Origin of the sequence: Orlajensenia flava (assembly GCF_004801905.1) — a bacterium.
In the GTDB taxonomy this organism is placed as follows: domain Bacteria; phylum Actinomycetota; class Actinomycetes; order Actinomycetales; family Microbacteriaceae; genus Orlajensenia; species Orlajensenia flava.
The window spans coordinates 776,584-796,959 of sequence record NZ_SSSN01000003.1 but is presented as its reverse complement, the minus strand read 5'-3'; the positions used below and the strand labels follow the sequence as shown (position 1 = coordinate 796,959).

General features: G+C 69.7%; 24 protein-coding genes. 16 read left to right on the top strand and 8 right to left on the bottom strand.

From position 1 onward, the window contains the following. Window positions 1–9: 9 nt before the first annotated feature. Window positions 10–1,506, bottom strand: a complete 1,497-nt coding sequence (locus E6C70_RS05695) for an AlkA N-terminal domain-containing protein (protein WP_136423054.1) — start codon at window positions 1,504–1,506, stop codon at window positions 10–12. 145 nt (window positions 1,507–1,651) lie between these two features. Here E6C70_RS05695 and E6C70_RS05690 point away from each other — a divergent pair, with 145 nt between their 5' ends. The 7 genes from E6C70_RS05690 to E6C70_RS05660 all read left to right on the top strand — a co-directional run bounded on the left by E6C70_RS05690 (window position 1,652) and on the right by E6C70_RS05660 (window position 7,420). Beyond that, entirely contained in the window at window positions 1,652–2,719 is a 1,068-nt protein-coding gene (locus tag E6C70_RS05690) for a YihY/virulence factor BrkB family protein (RefSeq protein WP_136423052.1), read from the top strand. Beyond that, window positions 2,719–3,213 carry a nitroreductase/quinone reductase family protein gene (locus E6C70_RS05685; protein ID WP_136423050.1) on the top strand — a complete coding sequence of 165 codons (495 nt, stop codon included), beginning with the start codon at window positions 2,719–2,721 and terminating at the stop codon, window positions 3,211–3,213. Before E6C70_RS05690 ends, E6C70_RS05685 begins: the two co-directional genes overlap by 1 nt. After that, on the top strand, window positions 3,210–4,601 hold the full coding sequence (locus tag E6C70_RS05680; RefSeq protein WP_136423047.1) for an FAD-binding oxidoreductase: 1,392 nt from the start codon (window positions 3,210–3,212) through the stop codon (window positions 4,599–4,601). Before E6C70_RS05685 ends, E6C70_RS05680 begins: the two co-directional genes overlap by 4 nt. A 28-nt stretch (window positions 4,602–4,629) precedes the next feature. After that, on the top strand, window positions 4,630–5,772 hold the full coding sequence (locus E6C70_RS05675) for a PrsW family intramembrane metalloprotease (RefSeq protein WP_136423045.1): 1,143 nt from the start codon (window positions 4,630–4,632) through the stop codon (window positions 5,770–5,772). 134 nt (window positions 5,773–5,906) lie between these two features. Then, window positions 5,907–6,218 (top strand): DUF6412 domain-containing protein, encoded by a 312-nt coding sequence (locus tag E6C70_RS05670; RefSeq protein WP_207670040.1) that lies wholly within the window; start codon window positions 5,907–5,909, stop codon window positions 6,216–6,218. Between the two features lie 66 nt (window positions 6,219–6,284). Then, window positions 6,285–7,001 carry a membrane protein insertase YidC gene (gene yidC, locus E6C70_RS05665; protein WP_136423043.1) on the top strand — a complete coding sequence of 239 codons (717 nt, stop codon included), beginning with the start codon at window positions 6,285–6,287 and terminating at the stop codon, window positions 6,999–7,001. A 47-nt stretch (window positions 7,002–7,048) separates the two neighbouring features. Beyond that, window positions 7,049–7,420, top strand: coding sequence for an FKBP-type peptidyl-prolyl cis-trans isomerase (locus E6C70_RS05660; RefSeq protein WP_207670039.1), 372 nt, complete (start codon window positions 7,049–7,051; stop codon window positions 7,418–7,420). Here E6C70_RS05660 and E6C70_RS05655 read toward each other — a convergent pair. The 6 genes from E6C70_RS05655 to E6C70_RS05630 form a co-directional block, all read right to left on the bottom strand. Further along, window positions 7,413–8,096 carry an esterase/lipase family protein gene (locus tag E6C70_RS05655; RefSeq protein ID WP_136423041.1) on the bottom strand — a complete coding sequence of 228 codons (684 nt, stop codon included), beginning with the start codon at window positions 8,094–8,096 and terminating at the stop codon, window positions 7,413–7,415. The two genes, E6C70_RS05660 and E6C70_RS05655, sit on opposite strands and share 8 nt — an antisense overlap. Beyond that, window positions 8,093–8,896, bottom strand: coding sequence for an alpha/beta fold hydrolase (locus E6C70_RS05650; protein WP_168770859.1), 804 nt, complete (start codon window positions 8,894–8,896; stop codon window positions 8,093–8,095). The genes E6C70_RS05655 and E6C70_RS05650 overlap by 4 nt, the downstream gene beginning before the upstream one ends. 104 nt (window positions 8,897–9,000) lie before the next feature. Further along, window positions 9,001–9,339, bottom strand: a complete 339-nt coding sequence (locus E6C70_RS05645; protein ID WP_136423037.1) for a protealysin inhibitor emfourin — start codon at window positions 9,337–9,339, stop codon at window positions 9,001–9,003. Window positions 9,340–9,408: 69 nt separating this feature from the next. Further along, complete coding sequence (locus E6C70_RS05640) at window positions 9,409–10,500, bottom strand: M4 family metallopeptidase (RefSeq protein WP_136423035.1); 1,092 nt, start codon at window positions 10,498–10,500, stop codon at window positions 9,409–9,411. A 52-nt stretch (window positions 10,501–10,552) separates the two neighbouring features. Beyond that, window positions 10,553–11,446 (bottom strand): hypothetical protein, encoded by an 894-nt coding sequence (locus tag E6C70_RS05635; protein ID WP_136423034.1) that lies wholly within the window; start codon window positions 11,444–11,446, stop codon window positions 10,553–10,555. An 89-nt stretch (window positions 11,447–11,535) separates the two neighbouring features. Continuing rightward, a complete protein-coding gene (locus E6C70_RS05630) occupies window positions 11,536–11,943 on the bottom strand; it encodes a DUF488 domain-containing protein (RefSeq protein ID WP_136423032.1) in 408 nt (135 codons plus the stop codon). Between the two features lie 203 nt (window positions 11,944–12,146). On the opposite strand from E6C70_RS05630, the gene rpsO reads away from it, so the two are divergent. The 7 genes from rpsO to E6C70_RS16985 all read left to right on the top strand — a co-directional run bounded on the left by rpsO (window position 12,147) and on the right by E6C70_RS16985 (window position 17,687). Then, on the top strand, window positions 12,147–12,416 hold the full coding sequence (rpsO, locus tag E6C70_RS05625; RefSeq protein WP_136423030.1) for a 30S ribosomal protein S15: 270 nt from the start codon (window positions 12,147–12,149) through the stop codon (window positions 12,414–12,416). Between the two features lie 114 nt (window positions 12,417–12,530). Next, complete coding sequence (locus E6C70_RS05620; RefSeq protein ID WP_136423028.1) at window positions 12,531–13,418, top strand: LLM class flavin-dependent oxidoreductase; 888 nt, start codon at window positions 12,531–12,533, stop codon at window positions 13,416–13,418. Window positions 13,419–13,549: 131 nt separating this feature from the next. Continuing rightward, window positions 13,550–13,936 (top strand): hypothetical protein, encoded by a 387-nt coding sequence (locus E6C70_RS05615; RefSeq protein WP_136423026.1) that lies wholly within the window; start codon window positions 13,550–13,552, stop codon window positions 13,934–13,936. Between the two features lie 5 nt (window positions 13,937–13,941). Continuing rightward, the gene (locus E6C70_RS05610; protein WP_136423024.1) at window positions 13,942–15,465 is read left to right on the top strand and encodes a DUF6895 family protein; all 1,524 of its coding nucleotides are present in this window, start codon (window positions 13,942–13,944) and stop codon (window positions 15,463–15,465) included. 148 nt (window positions 15,466–15,613) lie between these two features. Next, a complete protein-coding gene (locus tag E6C70_RS05605; protein WP_136423022.1) occupies window positions 15,614–16,180 on the top strand; it encodes a type 1 glutamine amidotransferase domain-containing protein in 567 nt (188 codons plus the stop codon). Window positions 16,181–16,299: 119 nt separating this feature from the next. Beyond that, entirely contained in the window at window positions 16,300–16,923 is a 624-nt protein-coding gene (locus tag E6C70_RS16990) for a hypothetical protein (RefSeq protein WP_235833284.1), read from the top strand. Then, complete coding sequence (locus E6C70_RS16985; RefSeq protein ID WP_235833328.1) at window positions 16,920–17,687, top strand: fructosamine kinase family protein; 768 nt, start codon at window positions 16,920–16,922, stop codon at window positions 17,685–17,687. Before E6C70_RS16990 ends, E6C70_RS16985 begins: the two co-directional genes overlap by 4 nt. Before the next feature lie 10 nt (window positions 17,688–17,697). On the opposite strand, the gene E6C70_RS05595 is transcribed toward E6C70_RS16985, so the two are convergent. Then, the gene (locus tag E6C70_RS05595; RefSeq protein WP_136423019.1) at window positions 17,698–18,108 is read right to left on the bottom strand and encodes a thioredoxin family protein; all 411 of its coding nucleotides are present in this window, start codon (window positions 18,106–18,108) and stop codon (window positions 17,698–17,700) included. A gap of 99 nt (window positions 18,109–18,207) precedes the next feature. Between E6C70_RS05595 and E6C70_RS05590 the strand changes: the two genes are divergently transcribed. Together E6C70_RS05590 and E6C70_RS05585 are read left to right on the top strand one after the other, a co-directional pair. Continuing rightward, window positions 18,208–19,131, top strand: a complete 924-nt coding sequence (locus E6C70_RS05590) for an NADP-dependent oxidoreductase (RefSeq protein WP_136423016.1) — start codon at window positions 18,208–18,210, stop codon at window positions 19,129–19,131. 81 nt (window positions 19,132–19,212) lie between these two features. Further along, the gene (locus tag E6C70_RS05585) at window positions 19,213–20,376 is read left to right on the top strand and encodes an LLM class flavin-dependent oxidoreductase (RefSeq protein ID WP_136423014.1); all 1,164 of its coding nucleotides are present in this window, start codon (window positions 19,213–19,215) and stop codon (window positions 20,374–20,376) included.

Genomic DNA, 20,376 nt, shown 5'->3' with positions numbered 1-20,376 from the left:
CCGTCGTGTTCAGGCCGTCGCCCGCCACAGGTGCATGCCCGCATAGCTGCGCCACGGAGCCCATACCGCCCCGCGAGCGCGGAGAGCGCGCGCTTCACCCGGCAGGCCGAGCCGGGCGGCGCCGGAACGGATGGCGACATCGCTCGTGAGCAGCACGTCGGGGCTGCCGAGTACGCGCATGGCGAGATATCCGGCAGTCCACGGCCCGATGCCGGGCACGGCGGTGAGTTCGGCCGTCAACTCCTCGGTGCTCATGCCCACGTCGACGCGCAGCGACCCGGCATCCAGCCGCTCGGCCACATCGAGGATGGTGGCGATGCGGCTCGCCGGACCGCGCAGCACCTCGGCGCCGCGGTCGGCGATCTGCGCGGGAGTCGGGAAGAGCGTCCAACCGGTGTGCGCGTCGACGGCCGGCTCGCCGATGGCGGCAGTGAGGCGTGACAGCGCGGTTCGGGCCGATGCGACGCTCACCTGCTGTCCCACGAGCGTTCGGAAGACGGTCTCCTGCGGGTCCACGCTTCCCGGCACGCGGATGCCCGGCACGCGCGTCACCGAATCGGCCAACGCGTCGTCTGCGCGCAGGACGGCATCGATCACTTCGGCGTCCGCGTCGAGATCGACCAGACGGCGTACCCGGCTGACCAATGGCATGAGGTCGGCCAGCGACGTCAGGGAGGCGTCGCAGGCGATGGCGGGAGTCGGCGACGCATCATCGACCCGCAGGGCGATGACCGCCGACCCGGACGGGAGTCGCACGGCGCGCGTGTAGGTGACGCCATCCCAGCTCTCGACTCCCGGCAGGGCGCGCGTGCCGAGGAACGCGAGCACTCCCGCTCCGTCGAACGGCGCCCGCGCCGGCAGGCGCAGGCTGATGCTGGTTCCCTCGCTCACGGGGGCCGGGCCGACGGAGGATGCGCCCGACCGCGCAGACGCCCGCGCGCGCACCTCGGTCGGCGTGAGCTCGTAGACGGAGGCGATGGTGTCGTTGAACTGCCGGACGCTGCCGAATCCGGCAGCGAACGCGACATCGACCATCGGCATGCTCGTACCGATCAGCAGCATGCGGGCGGTCTGCGCGCGATGCGCCCGGGCGAGCGCGAGCGGGCCGGCCCCGAGCTCACCCTGGAGCACCCGGGTGAGGTGTCGCGGGGTGTAGCCGAGCCGGGCCGCCAGGCCGGGGACGCCGGCGCGCTCTACCACTCCATCGGCGATCAGTCGCATGGCATGGGCGCTGAGGTCGTCACGGATGTTCCACTGAGGCGAGCCGGGCACGGCATCGGGCAGGCAACGCTTGCAGGCCCGGAGCCCAGCCTCGTGCGCAGCAGCCGCGGTGAGGTAGAAGGACACGTTCGCGCGCTTCGGTGTCGTGGCCGGACAGCTCGGACGGCAGTAGATGCCCGTGGAGTGCACGCCGGTGATGAACTGCCCGTCGAAGCGGGCGTCGCGTGAGCTCATCGCGCGGTAGCGCTCCTCGAACTGGGAGTCGGTGGCCGGTGCGGTGGTCATGTCTCCACTCTCGCATCGACCACCGACATCGACCAGCGGGAATCGGACATGACTGCAGGCGGAAACGCGAGCCGGCGCCGCGCGCCGCATCCGACACCGTGTCAAGGGTCCGAGTGGCGGCGGCGGTGCTCGCTACCCTGAAGCCATGACCGAGCAGAACCCGACGGATGCCCCAGCCGCTAAGAAGGGCGGCGGTCTGATGGCGCGCGTGCAGCGCATCGTCTCGTGGTTGCTCAGCACCAAGCCGGTGCGCTCGTTCCTGCTCTACCAGGAGCACCACGGCCCCATGCTGGCCGACAGCGTGACCTACCGCACCCTCTTCAGCGTGTTCGCCGGCGTCTTCCTCGGATTCGCCATCGCGGGCCTCTGGCTGGCCGGCAACCCCGACGCGATGAACGCCCTCGTGAGCGCTCTCGGCACCGCCATCCCGGGGCTCGTGGGCAAGGGCGGCATCATCGACCCCGACGACCTCGTGCAGCCGCTCACCCTCTCGATCGCCGGGATCTTCGCTCTCATCGGGCTTCTCGGCACCTCCATCGGCGCCATCACGTCGCTGCGAACCGCCCTCCGCACCCTCGCGGACCTCCCGGATCCGAAGACCTTCTTCCTCTGGCTCATCCTCCGCGACTTCCTGCTCGCGCTCGCGTTCGGCCTCTCCCTGCTGGCGTCGGCGGCCATCACGTTCCTGTCGACCTCGGCGCTGGGCGCTGTGTTCGACTGGCTCGGAGTGGACAAGAAATCCTGGCTGTACGACGGGGGCAGCCAGGTTATCGGCGTCATCGTGATCGTGGTCATCAACACCCTCATCGTCGCGCTGATGTTCCGGACCCTCTCCGGCCTGCGGCCCGACGCCCGTTCCCTCTGGAGCGGCGCGCTCATCGGCGGCGTCGGCCTGGCCGTGCTGCAGCTGCTCTCGAGCCTGTTCATCGGCGGGGCGAAGAGCAATCCGCTGTTGGCCTCGTTCGGTTCGCTGGTCGCCCTGCTCATCTGGTTCAACTTCTCGGCTCAGGTGATCCTCATCGCGAGCGCGTACATCATCACCGGAGTCGACGAGAAGCACGACCGCGTGCGCGCCCGGTATGGCGCCGTCTCCATCGCCGAGCGGGCCGTCAAGAAGGCCGAACGCCGGGCAGCGGATGCCGGAGCCGAACTCACCCGAGCGCGCGAAGAGGCGGCCAAGGTGCGCGAGTCGGCGTTCGCGGCGGAGAAGTGATGCGCGTCGTCGATGTCGTGCGCCACGGAGCGGCGCCCATCTCGCGCACACGCACATTCCGGCGCCTCGGCCCCGTCGTCCTGCCGCCCGTAGAAGCCGTGCTGCGGGCGCTCACGAACGGGCGCGTGCAGGTGAGCTCCCTGTTGGTGCCCTCGCTCGTGCTGACCACGACGGGCGCGAAGTCGGGGGAGCCGCGCGACACCGTGCTGATGTACACGCCAGACGGGCACGGTCGCGCGATCGTCGCCGGGACCAGCTTCGCGCGCGAGCACCATCCGTCGTGGACCTACAACCTGAGCGCGCATCCCGACGCCGAGATCGCGGTACGCGACAAGCGGTTCGCCGTGCGAGCAACGCGCATCCCCGACGACGAACGTGACGAGGCATGGGGCCGCATCGAGGCGCAGTGGCCCGGCTACCGCGGGTACGAGCGGGACTCCGGACGGGTGGTGCGACTCTTCCGCCTGCAGCCCGTGCGTACGCTGGAGCGATGAGCATCCTCGACGAACTCCGGACGGAGCTCGGCGCAGGCGTCCTCACCGATACCGCCCTTCTGGAGGCAGCTCGCGCCGACCGTTCGGGCTTCATCGCCGACGACGCGCCGCTGGCGGTGGTGCGGGCGGCATCCGTTCAGCAGGTGCAGGCCGTGATGCGCCTCGCCACGGCCCACCGCGTTCCCGTCACTCCTCGTGGAGCGGGAACGGGTCTGGCCGGCGGAGCGGTCTCGAGCGCCGGGGCGATCGTGCTCGACCTGTCGGCGATGGACGAGATCATCGAGATCCGGCCGGACGACGAGCTGGCGGTCGTCCAGCCGGGCGTCATCAACGAGCAGCTCGACATCGCCGCCCGTGCCTTCGGCCTGTGGTTCGCTCCCGACCCCGCGTCGAAGGCCATCTCCTCGATCGGCGGCAACATCGCCACGGGCGCGGGCGGTCTGCTGTGCGCCAAGTACGGGGTCACCCGCGAGGCGGTGCTGGCCCTCGCGGTGGTGCTCGCCGACGGCCGGCTCATCCGTACCGGCCATCGCACCGTCAAGGGTGTGACCGGCTACGACCTCACGGCATTGCTCACCGGGTCGGAGGGCACTCTCGGTGTCATCGTCGAGGCCACGGTGCGCCTGCGTCCACTGCCCGCTGGACAGCCGGTGACGATCGGGGCGGCGTTCCCCGACGTCGAATCCGCCGCGGCGGCAGCCTCGGCCATCACGGCGGCACGCATCCGACCCGCCGTGATGGAGCTCATCGACGCGTCGGCGCTCGCCGCCATCCTTGTCCATCTCGGCACCGAGGCGGTACGGGGAACTCCCCTCGAACCGGTGACGGATGCGGCGCCAGCCGGCGCCTTCCTCCTCGTGCAGTGCGACGACGTCGCCGGCCCCGTCGAGGCGAAGGCGGCGCTCGAGGTCATCATCGCCGCAGGCGGCACCGGTCAGCTCGCAGCCGACGTCGACGCAGGGGAGCGGATGCTGGCCATCCGCCGCGCGTTCCATCCGGCGATGGCGGCGAACGGCGAGGTGCTCATCGAAGACGTCTCGGTTCCGCGCTCGCGGATGGCCGAGATGTTCCGCGAGATCGACGCCATCTCGACGCGGTTCGGCGTGCCGATCCCGACTGTCGCACACGCCGGTGACGGCAACCTGCACCCCAACTTCGTCTACGACGGCGGCGACGTGCCCCAGGCCGTCTGGGCGGCGGCGGACGAACTGTTCCGGGCGGCGCTGCGCTTCGGCGGGACGCTCACCGGTGAGCACGGCGTCGGACTGCTCAAGCGCCGCTGGCTGGCGGACGAGCTGGGTGACGACGTCTACGCCCTGCAACGCGAGATCAAGCGGGTCTTCGACCCGCTCGGCATCCTCAACCCCGGCAAGGTGTTCGCCGAGTGATGGCGGCGGCTGCCGCTACGGTGAGAGCGTGAGCCTCCCGTCCGCCGCCACGCCGCCGACCCCCGCGTGGGAAGCGCCGCCCCGCACGCATCGCACGTCGTCGATCGTCCTCGCCGTGCTCGGCATCGTCTTCGGCGCGCTCGCCCTGCTGCTCGTGGCGCTGTACCTGCTCACCGCCCTCGGCCTGCCCGCCGTCGCGGTGAGTGCGGTCCTCGCCTTGTTCCCCCTCGGCATCGTCCTGCTCGCCGTGCGCTGGATCGACCGCTGGGAGCCCGAGCCGCGTGCCGCCCTGTGGTTCGCGTTCCTCTGGGGGGCGGGAGTCGCGGTGGCGCTCGCCCTGCTCGTCGACCTCGGCGTCGAGATCACCGCTGGAGCCGGTCGCGATCCGTCGCTGCAGGAGTTCCAGGGTGCCGTCCTCCAGGCGCCTTTCGTCGAGGAGATCGCCAAGGGGGCCGGCGTGCTCATCCTGGCGCTCGCCGCACGCCGCTACTTCGATTCACCGGTCGACGGCATCGTCTACGCGGCCGTCGTGGCGGGAGGGTTCGCCTTCACGGAGAACATCGTCTACTTCGGCAGCACGCTCGCCGAGTCCGGCGCGTCGGGGCTCGGTTCCGTGTTCGTCCTGCGGGGCATCTTCTCCCCGTTCGCCCACGTCATGTTCACCTCGTGCACGGGGTTCGCGGTCGGTTTCGCCGCCCAGCGCTACCGGACGGGAGGCGTCGTGGTGGCGTGGCTCGTCGGCTTGGTGCCGGCCATGCTCCTCCACGGGCTCTGGAACGCCGCGGGCTTCCTCGTCGACGACTTCTTCGGGTACTACCTCGCCGTGCAGCTGCCCATCTTCCTCACCGCCGTCGCCCTGGTGGTCGCGCTGCGGCGGTACGAGGTGCGCGTCACCCGCACCCGCCTGCAGGAATACGCCGACGCGGGGTGGTTCCTGCCGGGGGAGGTGGCGTGGTTGTCCAGCCCGGCCGGACGTCGCGACGCGCGCCGCTGGGCACGCGGTCGATCGGCGCAGGCTGGCGTGTTGATGAAGCGGTTCACAGCGGATGCGACGCGGCTCGCGTTCGCCCGCCAGCGCGTCGTGGTCGGACGGGGTCATCTCGGGCCGTCGACCGACGAGGCGGCCCTGCTGGCGACGGTGACCGCGGACCGGGCGGCGATGCTCCGCTGAGCTCCGAGCACAAGAAGATCTCGTCGGCCCGGTGGTGTGGCAATGCCTACGACTCGACCGGCCGACGAGATGGCCTATTGACAGGATGCCCGAGCACGCGACTCTTGGCAAGAGGCGCGGCGTAGAGTCTCAGCATGGGTTCGGTGCTCCGCGAGTCGAGGTTCAGCCGCCTCGTCGGCATGCTGGCCGCTCTCCTGATCGTGAGCGCGAGCCTGTCCACCTCCCCTGACGGGGTCGGCGCGTCCGTCATCCTGACCGGCGCGCTCGCGCTCGGAGCCACCGTCGTCCTCGTCACGCGGCGGCGGACCGCCGCCGTCCTCGCTCCAGCCGAACGGTGCTCGGCCGTCGAGGTGCATCAGGGGACGGTGCCTTCTCGGCAGAGCAACCCCGACGCGGCGGGACGGGTGCGTCCGAGAGCACCGGGAGGGGCTTCGCGGCCCGCATAACCGCCTTCACCGGGTTCCTGCGCGGCCACACGGCCTCCCTTCTCGCTCTCACGTCAGGAAACCTCTGTGAACTTCTTCGCCTTCGCCCCTATCGCGGGCCTGCTCGACGGCGCCTCGCACGCGCTCGACGGCGTCTCCCATTCCCTCGCCCCGATCGCCGGCGCGTCATCCGCCGCGCTGGCGATCGTCCTCGTCACCCTCGCCCTCCGCACCGTCCTCATCCCCGTCGGGGTGTCGCAGGTCAGGGCTCAGCGGGTGCGAACCCGTCTCGCTCCGCGGGTGGCCGATCTTCGACGTCGGCACGCGCGGCACACCGCCAGACTCCAGCGCGAGCTCGCCGCCCTGTACGCGAGCGAGAAGGCGTCTCCGGCGGCGGGTTGCCTGCCCGCGCTGCTGCAGGCGCCCATCCTGTCCGGCGTGTACACGCTCTTCACGCTGCCGATCATCGCCGGCCACGGCAACGTCCTCCTCGCCCACTCGCTGTTCGGGGCGCCGCTCGGTACCAGCCTCGTGGCGGCGTTCGGCAGCGGCTCGGTCCTCGCCATCGCCGTCCCGGCGGTGGTCGTGGCGCTCATAGCCGTGGTCGCCCTCGTCAACCGGCATCGCACGGTGCTGCTGGCTGGCGGCACCGCGGGCCGCACGGCGGCCATTCTGTCATGGTTGCCGCTGGTCACCGTGCTGTTCGCCGCTCTGGCGCCGCTGGCGGCATCCGTCTACCTGCTCACCTCCACGACCTGGACGGTGCTCGAGCGCGCGATCCTGCTGCACCTCATCCCCGCGTGACGTGCAACCCCACCGCGGGCCTCGGCCCGGGATGCTTGGATGGAACCATGACTGACATGAACAGCAAGCCCGAGGCCGACTTCCCCGACGGCCCCGCCCCCGAGACCCTCGTCGTGGAGGACATCGTCGTCGGAGACGGAGCGGAAGCACAGGCGTCGTCGACCGTCGACGTGCACTACCTCGGCTACGAGTACGACAGCGGCGAGGAGTTCGACTCCTCGTGGAGCCGCGGCCAGTCCATCAACTTCCCCCTGCGATCGCTCATCGCAGGGTGGCAGGAGGGCATCCCGGGAATGAAGGTGGGCGGTCGCCGCAAGCTCGTGGTGCCGCCGCACCAGGCGTACGGCCCGGCCGGCGGCGGACACCGTCTCTCGGGCAAGACCCTCGTCTTCATCATCGACCTGCGCGGAGTCAGCTGAGCCGAGCGTCCGCCTCCTCGTCGATGATCGCCAGCAGGCGCACGTCGGCGAGGAGCCGGAAGTGGCCGATGAACGGCAAGCGGATGTTGCGCGCGGCTCCTGGCAGGAGGCTTCCGTCGGGAACGACCTGATCGAACGAGCTGAACACCGACGTGATGCGCTCGTTCGCATCCACGACGGTCGAGAGCCGGGCGAACAAGGCGCCCCGCGGCGAGAACTCGCGCAGCTCACGTCGCAGCGCGTAGCGAGCCAGTCGGGACCCCGCGAACGGCGTGTTCACGGCCACCATGCCGCCCACTCGATGCCCCGCCTCGGTGTCGCTCATGACGAGCCTGCCAATGAGACCGCCCTTGCTGTGGGCGACGATGAGGACGTCCCGGAGGTCGAGCCCGTCGATGATGACGGCGGCGAGGGCGGCGGAATCGGCGATGGGGTCGCGGTTGCGACGCAGTTCGGGGACGAAGTGCACCGGATGCCCGGCTCCCGCGAGGCGAACCGCGATCGGGCGCATGAAGCGCCAGTCCTCGTAGATGCCCGGGATGATGAGCACCGGCCTGCCGGCGCCGGCCGACGCGAACTCGTCGGGGCGGTGCCGCGTCGTGATCGCCTCCCATTGGCGTGCGGCGACGAACAGGTAGTCGTGAACGAGCCCGACGAGCAGGGTGAGCGGATTCATCGATGGGCTTCGTCCGCGGTCTCGGCGATGAACTCATCGATGATGGCAGCGCTCGCCTCGGGGTCGAGGTACATGCCGACGTGGGCTTGGTCGACGATCGTGCGCATCCGGGACTTCGGGATGGCGGCCGCGACGGCCCGGTTCCAGCGCGGCCGGGAGATGGGATCGTGCTCCCCGCGCATCACGAGGGCGGGTTGCTCGAGCCCGGCGACACGCTCGAGCATCGGGTAGTCCACCATCACCGGGGCCTGCTTGAGCATGAACCGCGGCCCGCACTTGACGTAGTCGGACGCGGTGATCCAGTTCACGTCGACGCGCTCGCGCAGGCTGTCCTGCGCGAGGCGGAGCGACTGTCGCAGCACGCTGCGCTCGCGCGGATCGGTCACCGCGCCGATGAGCACGACACGGCCGACGGCCTCGGGCGACTGCAGTGCGAACTCCGTCACCACCTGCGTGCCCATCGAGTGGCCGATGACGATCGCGCCGTGGATACCCTCCGCCTGGGCCCAGGCGGCCAGTAGGGCGCCGTACCGCTCCATCGCCACGGCGTCCCGCGGTTCTGGTGCGTCGCCCATTCCCGGCAGCTCCACCGCGACGACGCTTCCCGTCCTTCCCAGCTGAGCGGCCAGAGGCCCGAAGTAGCGGGAGGCGACGCCGATACCGTGAACGAGGATGTGCAGCCTGCTCCCCGTCGAGTCGAGGTGCTTCACGACGAGCGTGAGGCCATCGTGGCTGAAGCGCGACACGCGTCCGTAGTCGGGCTGTGCTGCCGAGATGCGCAACGGCGGCCTGTTCGTCACCTGCGACCCCCCCCGTTCTCGCGCTCGACTCAGGCTACCGGCCGAGGGGCGCGGAAGCGCTCGCCTGTGCGGCAGGCACGGCCTCCGAGCTGGGGGCAGCGCCCTCACTTGTGCTGGTGGGAGGGGTGCGGCTTCGCGGGCGGGTCGGCGGGCGTGTCAGCATCCTGCACCTTGTCCACGAGTTCCCGCCACGGACCGGTGAGTTGCTTCTCGGCGAGCGTCGCCTCCCGCTCCGCCTGCGGTGGCTCGGCGTCGGCGAGGGGTTCGAGGCGGATGCGGTAGACGAAGCGATCGGGCTGCGGCTCCTCGTCCGCCACCTCGTCCCACGGGAGCTCGCGCAGGAGCACCACCCAGTCGGATGCGTCGGGCAGGTTGTCGATGACGACCTGCCAGGTGACGCGCATCCCGGCGAACCCGCCCGACCTCGTGACGACCACCTTCATTCCCGCGATGCTACTCCCCGCCCGATTCCGCGGTCGTGGGTGCTCGCCCCGAGCTGTCGGGAGAGGGCCTCAGCCGGCGGGTACGACGCCGACCGCGCGCCAGGCTCCGTCGACGTCGTGGGTGGCGCTGTCGTCCGCCCCATAGCGCGCCGTGGCCGCGGCGACGGTGGCTGCGGCGAACACCGCGAACGTGGCGGTGCTCGGCACGTCGCCACCCAGGAGCGTGTCGTACCAGATCTGTCCGGCCCGCTCCCAGGCGTTTCCGCTGATCGCGGTGGCCGCGAGGTAGAACGCGTGATTGGGGATGCCGGAGTTGATGTGCACTCCACCGTTGTCGTCGGTGGTCTCGACGTAACCGCTCATATGCGAGGGTTGCGGGTCCTTGCCCAGCACGTCGTCGTCGTACGCCGTCCCCGGAGCCTTCATAGAGCGGAGGGCGACGCCCTGCACCTCGGCGGTGAACAGTCCCTCCCCGATCAACCAACTGGCTTGGGCGGCGGTCTGGCGCTTGGCGTATTGGGCGACGAGCGAACCGAAGACGTCGCTGATCGACTCGTTGAGGGCGCCAGCCTGACCCTCGTACTGCAGACCAACGGTCTTCTCGGTGACGCCATGGGTCAACTCGTGGCCGATCACGTCGACCGCGATGGTGAACCGGTTGAACACCTGACCGTCGCCGTCGCCGAAGACCATGCGCTCGCCGTCCCAGAAGGCGTTGTCGTAGTTCTTGCCGTAGTGCACCGTCGCGTTGAGCGGGAGCCCGTTCCCGTCGATGGACGAGCGGTGATAGGCCTCCCAGTACAGCTCGAACGTGTCGCCGAGACCGTCGTACGCCTCGTTGACGGCGACGTCGGAGCTGGGCTTGTCGCCTTCGCGACGCACCACCTTTCCCGGCAGCTTCTCCACCCCGGCGGCGGTCGAGACGGTGCGCTGCGGCGAATTCGCGACGGCGCCCGGCTTGGTCGTGGTTCTCACGCCGGGAGCGTGCGGATGCGGCTCGGGCGCACGGATGCTGCGGAACGGATCGTCGCGCAGCAGCGACGCCCGCGCGGCCGCAGCGGCATGCTGCCAGTTCGGGTCGTCAACCTCTGCGATGCGCGCCAGCAGGTAGGGCGGCACGATGCGGCAGGTGTGCGATGGCGAATGCGTCCCCCGAGTCATGGTGCGAGCCTAACCGGAGCGTCCGACACGATCGCCGCGGGGACGTACGGCGTCATTCCTCACGGAAGGGCGATTCCGTCATGCGGAAGCTTCCGTCGGTCATCCATCGCGCGCTGAAGGTCTGCGCCGGCGGCAGGGTGGCGTTGATGCGATCCGGATCGCCGTTACCGCCGACGGGAAGATCGGGTGGTACCGGCGCACTCACCCGCATGCCGCCGGCAATGACGTGGTCGTCGGAATCGCAGCGCCAGGTCATGCCGTTGGATGGCACCAGCAGGATGAGGCACGCGATGGAGGATCCCGCGGTGGCCGCGTAGACCTGGACGTCGCGCTCGCCCTTCTGCGGCAGGTAGACGCTGGCCACCTTGTCGAGGGCGAACTGGCGTCGCAGCCAATCGGGGAAGGTGTCGTCATCGTGCCCCGGGTCGCGGAAGACGTCGAACGCGGGGGAGGCAGGTGCTTTGACGGCCATCGTGGCGTCAGAGGCCCATGACCGGGCGTCCTCGCCCGGCACGAGCGTGTGCACGATGGCGGGCGCGCCTGCAGCCTCGGCGCCGGAGCTCGTCGACATCGCGACGGCCCGCACCCCGAGCACGAGCACCACGCCGACCACGACGCCCAGGGCCACCGCCGAGATCAGAGGCAGCCGGCGCCGGATGCGCGGAGCCGTCACCGCGGCGGCGTCCGCCGCGTCATCCAGTGCCGGTGCGCTGCTCGCGGCGCCGGGCTCAGTCGTCTCGGCGACATCCTCCGGTTCGTTAGCGGGTCGGGCGGCCGCACGGTGATCGTGCTCGAGAAGCATCCACTCGCTGCGCCGCAGCATGATCGGCTCGCCCGAGAGGGGATCGACGTGCTCCTCGAGCGGCTCGTCCTGACCGGCGCGCGAGTAGACGCGCGCTACGAGCGCTGCTCGGATGTCGGACGGCTCGTCCGTGTCGGAAGTCATCGGGTTCTCGCTCGAAACGATACTCTCGCCCCGGCCGGCATCACCGCTCTCGGCCCATCCAGCCGCGCGAGCCGGTCGACGTCTCCACGTCAGGCCTGCTGGTCCACGGACGACTCGCTGTTGTCATCGGCTACGGTCCGAGGCGCACCCTCCGACCGGTCGAGGAACTCCTGCAGGATCACGGCATGGTTGCGTTCGGTATCGCGGGAGGCGTAGACGAGAGTGAGAAGAGGATGCTCGACGTGGAGCATCCGCAGTTCGTCGACGGCGGGATTCGACGCCAGTTCGCCGCGATAGTCCTCGACGAAGTCGTCCCACCCCTCGGAACCGACGTGCCAGCGGATGCGCAGGTCGGGCGACGGCGCGACGTCCTTGAGCCAGAGGTCGATGGCCGCGCGATCCCGGGAGACGCCTCGCGGCCACAGCCGGTCGACGAGAACCCGGAAACCATCCGCTTCCGAAGCCTCGTCGTACACCCGCTTGATGACGGCGCCCATGCTGTCATCATGACGCCGGGCTCGCCGGATTCCGGGTCGCAATGCGGATGTTCACGGGAATCCCGAAGACCTTCTGGCGCTGTCCACGTTCGCCGATCGCGGCTGGTAGACTCTGGAGGTTGCCGTCACGACGGCCGCGGATAAAGAGAGCCCGGGCATCCGGCTACGGGCACCGCGCAACGAGAGAAAGAGGGATCCCACCTATGGCACTTGATGCAGATGTCAAGAAGGCGATCATCGAAGAGTACGCAACCCACCCCGGTGACACTGGATCCCCCGAGGTCCAGATCGCGATCCTCACCAAGCGGATCAAGGATCTCACCGAGCACCTCAAGGAGCACAAGCACGACCACCACTCGCGTCGTGGCCTGCTGCTCCTCGTCGGTCAGCGCCGCCGTCTGCTCGGATACCTCTCCGACGTGGACATCAACCGTTACCGCTCGCTCATCGAGCGCCTCGGCCTGCGTCGCTAGGTTGTGAGCCCCGCCCTCCTGCGGGGTGAGCTCTTCGTTCGACAACGCGAACTTCTTCAGAACGGGTCGTCACCCTAGGGTGGCGGCCCGTTCTCGCATTTGTAGACTCGGCGCATGCGCTTCGGAATCGTGATCCTGCCCCAGTTCGACTGGCCGGAGGCCGCCCGTTACTGGCGCGGAGCGGAGGAACTCGGCTTCGACCACGCCTGGACGTACGACCACCTGAGTTGGCGCGGCCTCGCGGGTGAACGATGGCACGCGACCGTCCCGACGCTCACCGCGGCGGCGACGGTGACCGAGCGCATCCGCCTCGGCACCTTCGTCGCGAGTCCAAACTTCCGGCATCCCGTACCATTCGCCAAGGACATCGCGACCGTCGACGACATCTCCCATGGACGGGTCATCCTGGGCGTCGGTTCCGGGGGCACCGGCTTCGACGCCTTCGTGCTCGGCGAGCGGGAGTACACGCCCCGCGAACGGTTCGAGCGGTTCCGCGAGTTCGTGGAGGCCCTCGACGAGCTGTTGCGATTCGAGCAGGGGTCGGATGCCGGCGTCGACTTCTCGGGCGAGTGGTATGCGGCCGTCGGCGCCCGCATGGTGGGCGATCCGGCACAGCAGCCACGCATGCCGCTGCTGCTCGCCGCCGACGGTCCGAAGGGGCTGCGCCTCGCCGCCCGACGCGGTGACGGATGGGTTACCACGGGCGGCAGCGCCTCGGACGCCGGCCAGTGGTGGGCGCGGGTGGGCGAGCTGTCCTCCCGCCTCGATGACGCCCTCGCTGCCGAAGATCGCGACCCGAACTCATTCGACCGCTGCCTCCTGCTCGACGACGAGGAACGGTACGCGTTGCGCAGTGTCGACGCCTTCGAAGACGCCGTCGGGCGGGCGGCCGAACTCGGTTTCACCGACGTCATGACCCACTGGCCGCGCGCGGCGGGCATCTACGCCGGCTCCGAGGCGGTGCTCGAGGAGGTCGCGACGCGATTCGATCGGCTTCGCTGAACGCGCGGTCCTCTCGCTTCCGGGGTTGTCACGCAACCTCTCGGGTGCTCTCCCCGAGGGTTCGAGGGCGCGTCAGGCGTCTGCTTGTGGTAGCGCAGCCAGCCCGGCTCGCTCAACGCAAGGAGAACCCGATGCCGAACGACAACAACATCAGCCGAGCCATCAAGGCGCGGCTCATCAACCCGGACGTCACCCTCGCACGATTGGTCGAGGCGGGCGAACGCCTCGGCCAGCTGGACGGCGACATCAGCGTCCCGACCCTGGTCGGCGACTGGTACGTCTACCACCAGCTCACGGCCGACGTGAAGGAGACCATCAGCTCGGAGCACCTCAAGGTGCTGCAGGAGCTCCAGATCGTCGACGTCGAGGCGACCCTCGGCGCCCTGGTCGAGGCCGGCGGCACCGAGGGCCCCGGCGACAAAGCCGCGGCAACCTTCATCGGCCCGTGGTACGCCTACAAGAGCGGTGTGGCCGACGACCTCGAGGTCGCCGTCGCACCGACCGACGTGGTGGGCTGACGAGCATGGGCCAGTCGACGGGCGTCGCGGCACCGATCGCGAAGGACGTCTCACCCGGCGAGGACGAATCCGTTCTCGCCGGGACCTCCGCGCGCCACCCGCGCGCCAAGGACCTGACGACCTTCGAGCGGTACCGGATGCACGTCGACTGGCTCGAGCGGCACCTCGACCTGTTCACTCCGGCGTCGAGCACGCTCGATGCGGAGGCCGAGATCACGCAGATCCAGCGCCATGGTGAGCTGGCCCTGGCATTCCGCACGCGCCACTGCGTGGAGGAGAACGCGGAGTTCGGCGCTGCGACGTCGTGGGACACCTGGCTGCGCGCCATCATCCGTCATCTGGAGAGTCCTGCCGTGCGAGAACGGGCCCGCAGCCGACTGGCCACCGCCCATGCCTGGCTGATGCCCTACGTCGTGCTCCGCAGTCTCGGCCTGTGGCAGGACGACTGGCACGATGCGACCCTGGCGATCGCCGAGGAGGCGGGTTTTCCGTTGGCTTCGGAGGTCGTTCCGTACCGACGGGCGGACCAACTGTTCTTCCTCGGGATGCGCGGCCAGGATCGCGCCGCGGACCTCAAGGGCGCCATCGGGGCGACCTACCTCGCGAGCGGTCCATCCGTCATCCATGCCGATCGGGACGCCGCGTACAGCGTCACCCACACCGTGCTGTACGCGTCGTCATTCGGGCTCGAGACCGTGAGGGCAGAGTGGCCGTTCCTCTCTGCGGCGGTCGCATTCGCCGAGTCCGCGCTCGTCCGATTCTGTCGCCGCCGCGACTGGGACCTCGTGGGGGAGTTGCTCATCTGCCTCAACCTCCTGCCCGGCGCCGACCGCGTCCTCATCGAACGAGCCGAGAGTTGCTTCATGGGCGCGATCCGTGAGGACGGCGGGGTGTTCGCCTCCGAGGCGACCGCGAAGGCAGTCGGCGCGATGTCACCGCTCACGCGCTCGGCCGATTTCGACGCGACCTACCACACCACCCTGGTCGCGATGTTCCTCGCCGCAAACCCGAGGACGCGGGCAGCCGTCGCACCCGTCGACCGAGGCGGGGTCCTGCAGGAGGCGTTCCGAGTTCGCGTTCTCGGCGCGCGTCAACGGGCGATCACCTTCCTCGGCGAGCCGTCCCGGGCCGACGAGGCGGCCAGGCCATCGTCGCCGGCGATACTCACCTGGGACGACGTGCTGACGGGCGACCGACTCGGGTTGACCGGAGCGCTCGCCGCGTCCGTTCGAGAGGTCGACGACCCGGTCATCGTGATCCGCCTCGCGCAGTCGCTCGCTGCGGAGCGCGACTACGGCAACCTCATTCGAGCGCTCGGCTGGGTCGATGAGCTGTCGCTGTGGAACGAGGACACGCTCGCGTGCCTGCAGCTGCTCCTCGATCACCAGACTCCTGACGGGCGGATCGGCCTGTTGAGCGCTGAGCTGGAATATGCGGACGAGGCGACCAGCGCGAGCGTCTATCGCGTCCTCACGTCGCGCTTCGTGGCGCTCTGCGACAGCCTCCTCGTGTCGTCGCCGGTTCGCTGAGGCGTGCGTTCACTGAGTCGTCGAGTCTCAGACACGTCAACCCCCTCCAATCCTCCCGCCGGGTCGGCGTACCGTCGAGAACGGCAGGCGACGACGGCGGATGCGGGGCATCGCCGTCCGGGTCCGGCCCAGACGGCAAGGGAGTTCGATGATGGCAGAGACACTCGCGGGCAAGAACGTGGCGTTCCTCATGACCGACGGCGTGGAGCAGGTCGAGTACACCTCTCCGCGCGACGCGGTGACGGAGGCGGGTGCGATAGCGACCCTGGTGTCGCCGAAGAGCGATGAGGTGCAGGGCTTCAACCACGTCGACAAGGGCGACGCCTTCCGGGTGGACCAGCCCTTGGACGTCGCCGAACCGCGCGACTTCGACGCCCTGGTGCTGCCGGGCGGCGTGGTGAACGGTGATGCATTGCGCATCGACGAGAAGGCCCAGGCCTTCGTGCGGTCGTTCTTCGAACAGCACAAGCCGGTCGGCGTCATCTGTCACGGAGGATGGATCCTCATCGATGCGGGAGTGATCAACGGGCGCACCCTCACGTCATGGCCGACCCTGCAGACCGACCTGCGGAACGCGGGGGCGACGTGGGTGGACGAGGAGGTGCATGTGGACGAGGGACTGGTCTCGAGTCGCAAGCCCGACGACCTTCCCGCATTCTCAGCGAAGCTGCTCGAGGAGATCAGCGAGGGCACGCACGCCGGCCAGACGACGTGAGGTGGTGAGCCGGGTGTAGCCTGCACGCGAGCCGTGGATGCCACCTGCGACGAGGCATCCACGGCTCCTCGATTACTGCAGCGGCCAGCCGGCCGTGATGCTGCGGCTACGGTGGAATCGTGCACGAGCCTCGCTACAAATCCCTCCTGGTGTGGGAGCCGTTCCCCTACATCCTGCTGTTCGTCCTCGTCGTGATCGCCGGATCGATCAGCCCGAGCGCGGCTCCGATCGCGTTCTGGATCGCCGCGGCGCTCGCCGGGCTGGCAACCATCTACTTCATCATCGCCTTCGTGGTGACGGGACGCGGCGGCCGTGGCAACCCGGATGCCGAGGGAAACCTGCGCTCGCTCGACGGCCTCGAGTTCGTGTCGGCCGAGCACGACGACGGCGAAACGAGGCCGTTCGTGTCGGTCGAGGACGCCCGACGACATCAGGCCTCGATCGAGATCGCCCTCGCGCACGGCGGCGAGCACCTGCGCGCCGTCCTGGTGCCGCGCGCGAGCCGGTGGCTCTCGCTGCGCTATCGCGTCGGGGTGCAGCTGGTCGCGGGCGACCGCATCCGTCATGCCGGTTTCCTCCCCGAAGCGGCCGAACAGCACTGGGTCGACCGCCTTGGAGCGCTTCGACGGGAGGGTGCGTTCGTCAGTGTGCCGGCCCGCATCCGCGGTGCCGAGCGGCCCCGCGCGGTCGAGCTCGACGTCAGCGGCCTGGCGGCGGCCATGCAGGCTCGGAGCTCGAGCTGACGACGTTCGTCAAGACACGAGAGGATGCGCCGCCGGGCTTCTTCGAGGCGGAGGCGGCGGGACTGCGCTGGCTTGCGGCGGCCCGAGGGGCGCACTGCGTCGGCGTCGTCGCGGTCTCGCCGGGACGCATCGAACTCGACCAGGTGGCGGAGACGCGCCCGACGGGCGAAGCCGCTCGATCGTTCGGACGCGCGTTGGCGCACTCGCACCGAGCGGGTGCCGCCCGGTTCGGAAGCCCGCCGTCGGACTGGGACGGACCGCTCTACATCGGCCGCCGCGAGCTTCCCGCCGTGACCGGTGAACACTGGGGGCGGTTCTATGCCGAGGGGCGCGTGCTCCCGTTTCTCGCTCCCGCCGTCTCCGCAGGAAATCTCCGGCCCGATGAGGCCGACGTGGTCCGCCGCGCGTGCGATCGCCTGAGCGCGGGTGATTTCGACGACGATGAGTCGCCGGCTCGGCTGCATGGCGACCTGTGGGCCGGGAACGTGCTCTGGTCGCCCGACGGCGTCGTGCTCATCGACCCGGCAGCGCAGGGCGGCCACCGGGAGACGGACCTCGCGATGCTGGCTCTGTTCGGCCTCCCGCATCTCGCCGAGGTCCTGGAAGCCTACGACGATGCTGCGCCGCTGCGCTCGGGCTGGCGGGAACGCGTGCCGCTGCACCAACTGCATCCGCTCGCCGTTCACGCGGCCGGTCACGGGCGGCACTACGGCCTGGCGCTCATCGATGCCGCTCAGCGGGTGCTCGAGCTGCCGGAGAACTGAGCCCGGAGCGTCAGTTCTCGCCGGGCTCGGCTGACGCGGTGTCGCCAGCAGCCTCGGCCTGCGCCTCCTGCTCGGCGATCTGCGCGCGCACTGCGTCCATGTCGAGCTCGCGGACCTGGCCGATGATGTCGTTCAGCACCGGTGCGGGCAGCGCGCCCGCCTGCGAGAACACGCCCACCCCGTCCTTGAAGATCATCAGGGTGGGGATCGACTGGATGCCCATGCCACCCGCGATCTCGCGCTCGGCCTCGGTGTCGACCTTGGCGAAGGTGATGTCGGGATTGGCCTCGGACGCGGTCTCGTAAGTCGGTCCGAACTGACGGCACGGGCCGCACCACTCGGCCCAGTAGTCGATCAGCACGATTCCGCCGTCGGTGATGGTCTTCTCGAAGGTGTCCATGGTCAGGTTCACGGTTGCCATGCATCCAGCCTATGGCCGCTTCCGGCGGCATCCGCGGGGCTTGCCCGCCCGTCCACCCGCGCCGTAGGTTGCAGTCATCGCCCACGAGAAGGAGGACGGATGCCCCGCGCCGTGCAGTTCAACCGCTTCGGACCGACCGACGAGCTCGAGGTGGTGAGCGTGGATGCGCCCCGTCCCGGAGACGGTGAGGTGCGGGTCCGCGTGCTCGCCGCTGGCCTGAATCCGGTCGACTGGAAGATCGTGGCCGACCAGGCGGTGGCGCGCCACTACGGCTTCACCGGGTTCCCGTCGGGCAATGGGAACGACTTAGCGGGGGTGGTCGACGAGATCGGGCCCGGAGTGGCGGGCTTCCGCACCGGCGACCGGGTGTTCGGAGGCGGTCGGTTCCTTGCTCAGGCCGACTTCACCGTCGCCCGAGCCGACACCCTGCACTCCACCCCCGACGGACTGACGGACGAGCAGGCGGGAACCCTCGACATCGCCGGACGTACGGCGATGGCCGAGGTGCGTCATCTCGCTCCCTCGGCCGACGACACCATCCTCGTCAGCGCCGCCGCCGGGGGCGTCGGCGTTCTCGCGGCGCAACTGGCACGTCGGGCCGGCGCGCGGGTGATCGGCACCGCATCCGTTGCCAATCACGACTACCTGCGCCGACGGGGCATCGAGCCGGTCGGCTACGGCGAGGGGATGCCCGACCGCATCCGCGAACTCGCGCCGGAGGGGGTCACCGCGGTGCTCGACCACCACGGCAGGGAGACGATCGACCTCGGGCTCGCTCTGGGGGTGCCCCCGGAGCGCATCAACTCGATCGCCGACAAGCGCTACGCCGACGAGGTCGGCGTGATGAGCGTCGGGGGAGCGGAGGCCGAAGCCGGGGATCTCGACGAGCTCGCTGCGCTGATCGCCGCCGGGGACATCGACCTTCCGATCGACGCGATCTATCCGGTGGAGCGGGTGCGGGAGGCGTACGCGCACCTGACCGCAGGCCACCTGCGCGGCAAGGTCGTGCTCACCTTCGAGTAGGGAATAGCGACGCCCCCTTCACCGTTTGATCCGATGTACATGCAAATGCATGGAATCGGAGAGAGGCCAGGAGGCCACGAGATGCAGTTCGGAATCTTCACGGTGAGCGACATCACCCAGGACCCGACGACAGGTCGCACCCCGAGTGAGGGCGACCGGATCAAGGCGATCGTCGAGATCGCCAAGAAGACCGAAGAGGTCGGGATGGACGTCTTCGCGCTCGGCGAGCACCACAACCCGCCGTTCTTCTCTTCCTCGCCCACGACCACGCTCGCCTACATCGCCGCCCAGACCGAGACCCTGCTGCTCTCGACAGCCACGACGCTCATCACCACGAACGACCCGGTGAAGATCGCCGAGGACTACGCGATGCTGCAGCACCTGGCCGACGGCCGCGTCGACCTCACCATGGGCCGCGGCAACACCGGACCCGTCTACCCCTGGTTCGGCAAGGACATCCGCGACGGCATCGACCTCGCCCTGGAGAACTACGCACTGCTGCACCAGCTGTGGCGCGAGGACTACGTCGACTGGCAGGGCAAGCACCGCACTCCGCTGCAGGGCTTCCAGTCCACGCCGCGCCCGCTCGACGACGTGCCCCCGTTCGTCTGGCACGGCAGCATCCACTCTCCCGAGATCGCCGAGCAGGCCGCCTATTACGGTGACGGGTTCTTCGCCAACAACATCTTCTGGCCCAAGGAGCACTACATGCGCCTGATCGGCCTCTACCGCCAGCGCTTCGAGCACTACGGCCACGGCAGCGCCGACCAGGCGATCGTCGGGCTCGGCGGGCAGGTGTTCATGCGCGCGAAGTCGCAGGACGCGGTCAACGAGTTCCGCCCCTACTTCGACAACGCTCCGGTGTACGGGCACGGTCCGTCGCTCGAGGAGTTCACCGAGATGACTCCGCTCACGGTCGGCAGCCCGCAGGAGGTCATCGACCGGTACATGGCGATGCGCGAGTACTACGGCGATTACCAGCGCCAGCTGTTCCTCATGGATCACGCCGGCCTGCCGCTCAAGACGGTGCTCGAGCAGCTGGACATCCTCGGCGAGGAGGTCGTTCCCGTGCTCCGGAAGGAGCTCGACGCCCTGCGCCCGTCGCACGTGCCGGACGGCCCGACCCACGCCGGACTCGTCGCCAAGCGGAACGCCGAGCGGGTCGCCGCGCGTGATGCGGCGTCCGTCCCCGAGTCGGCGCCGGCGTCTGGTGCGGCCTTCGGCCTCGCCGCGAAGGGAGCATGA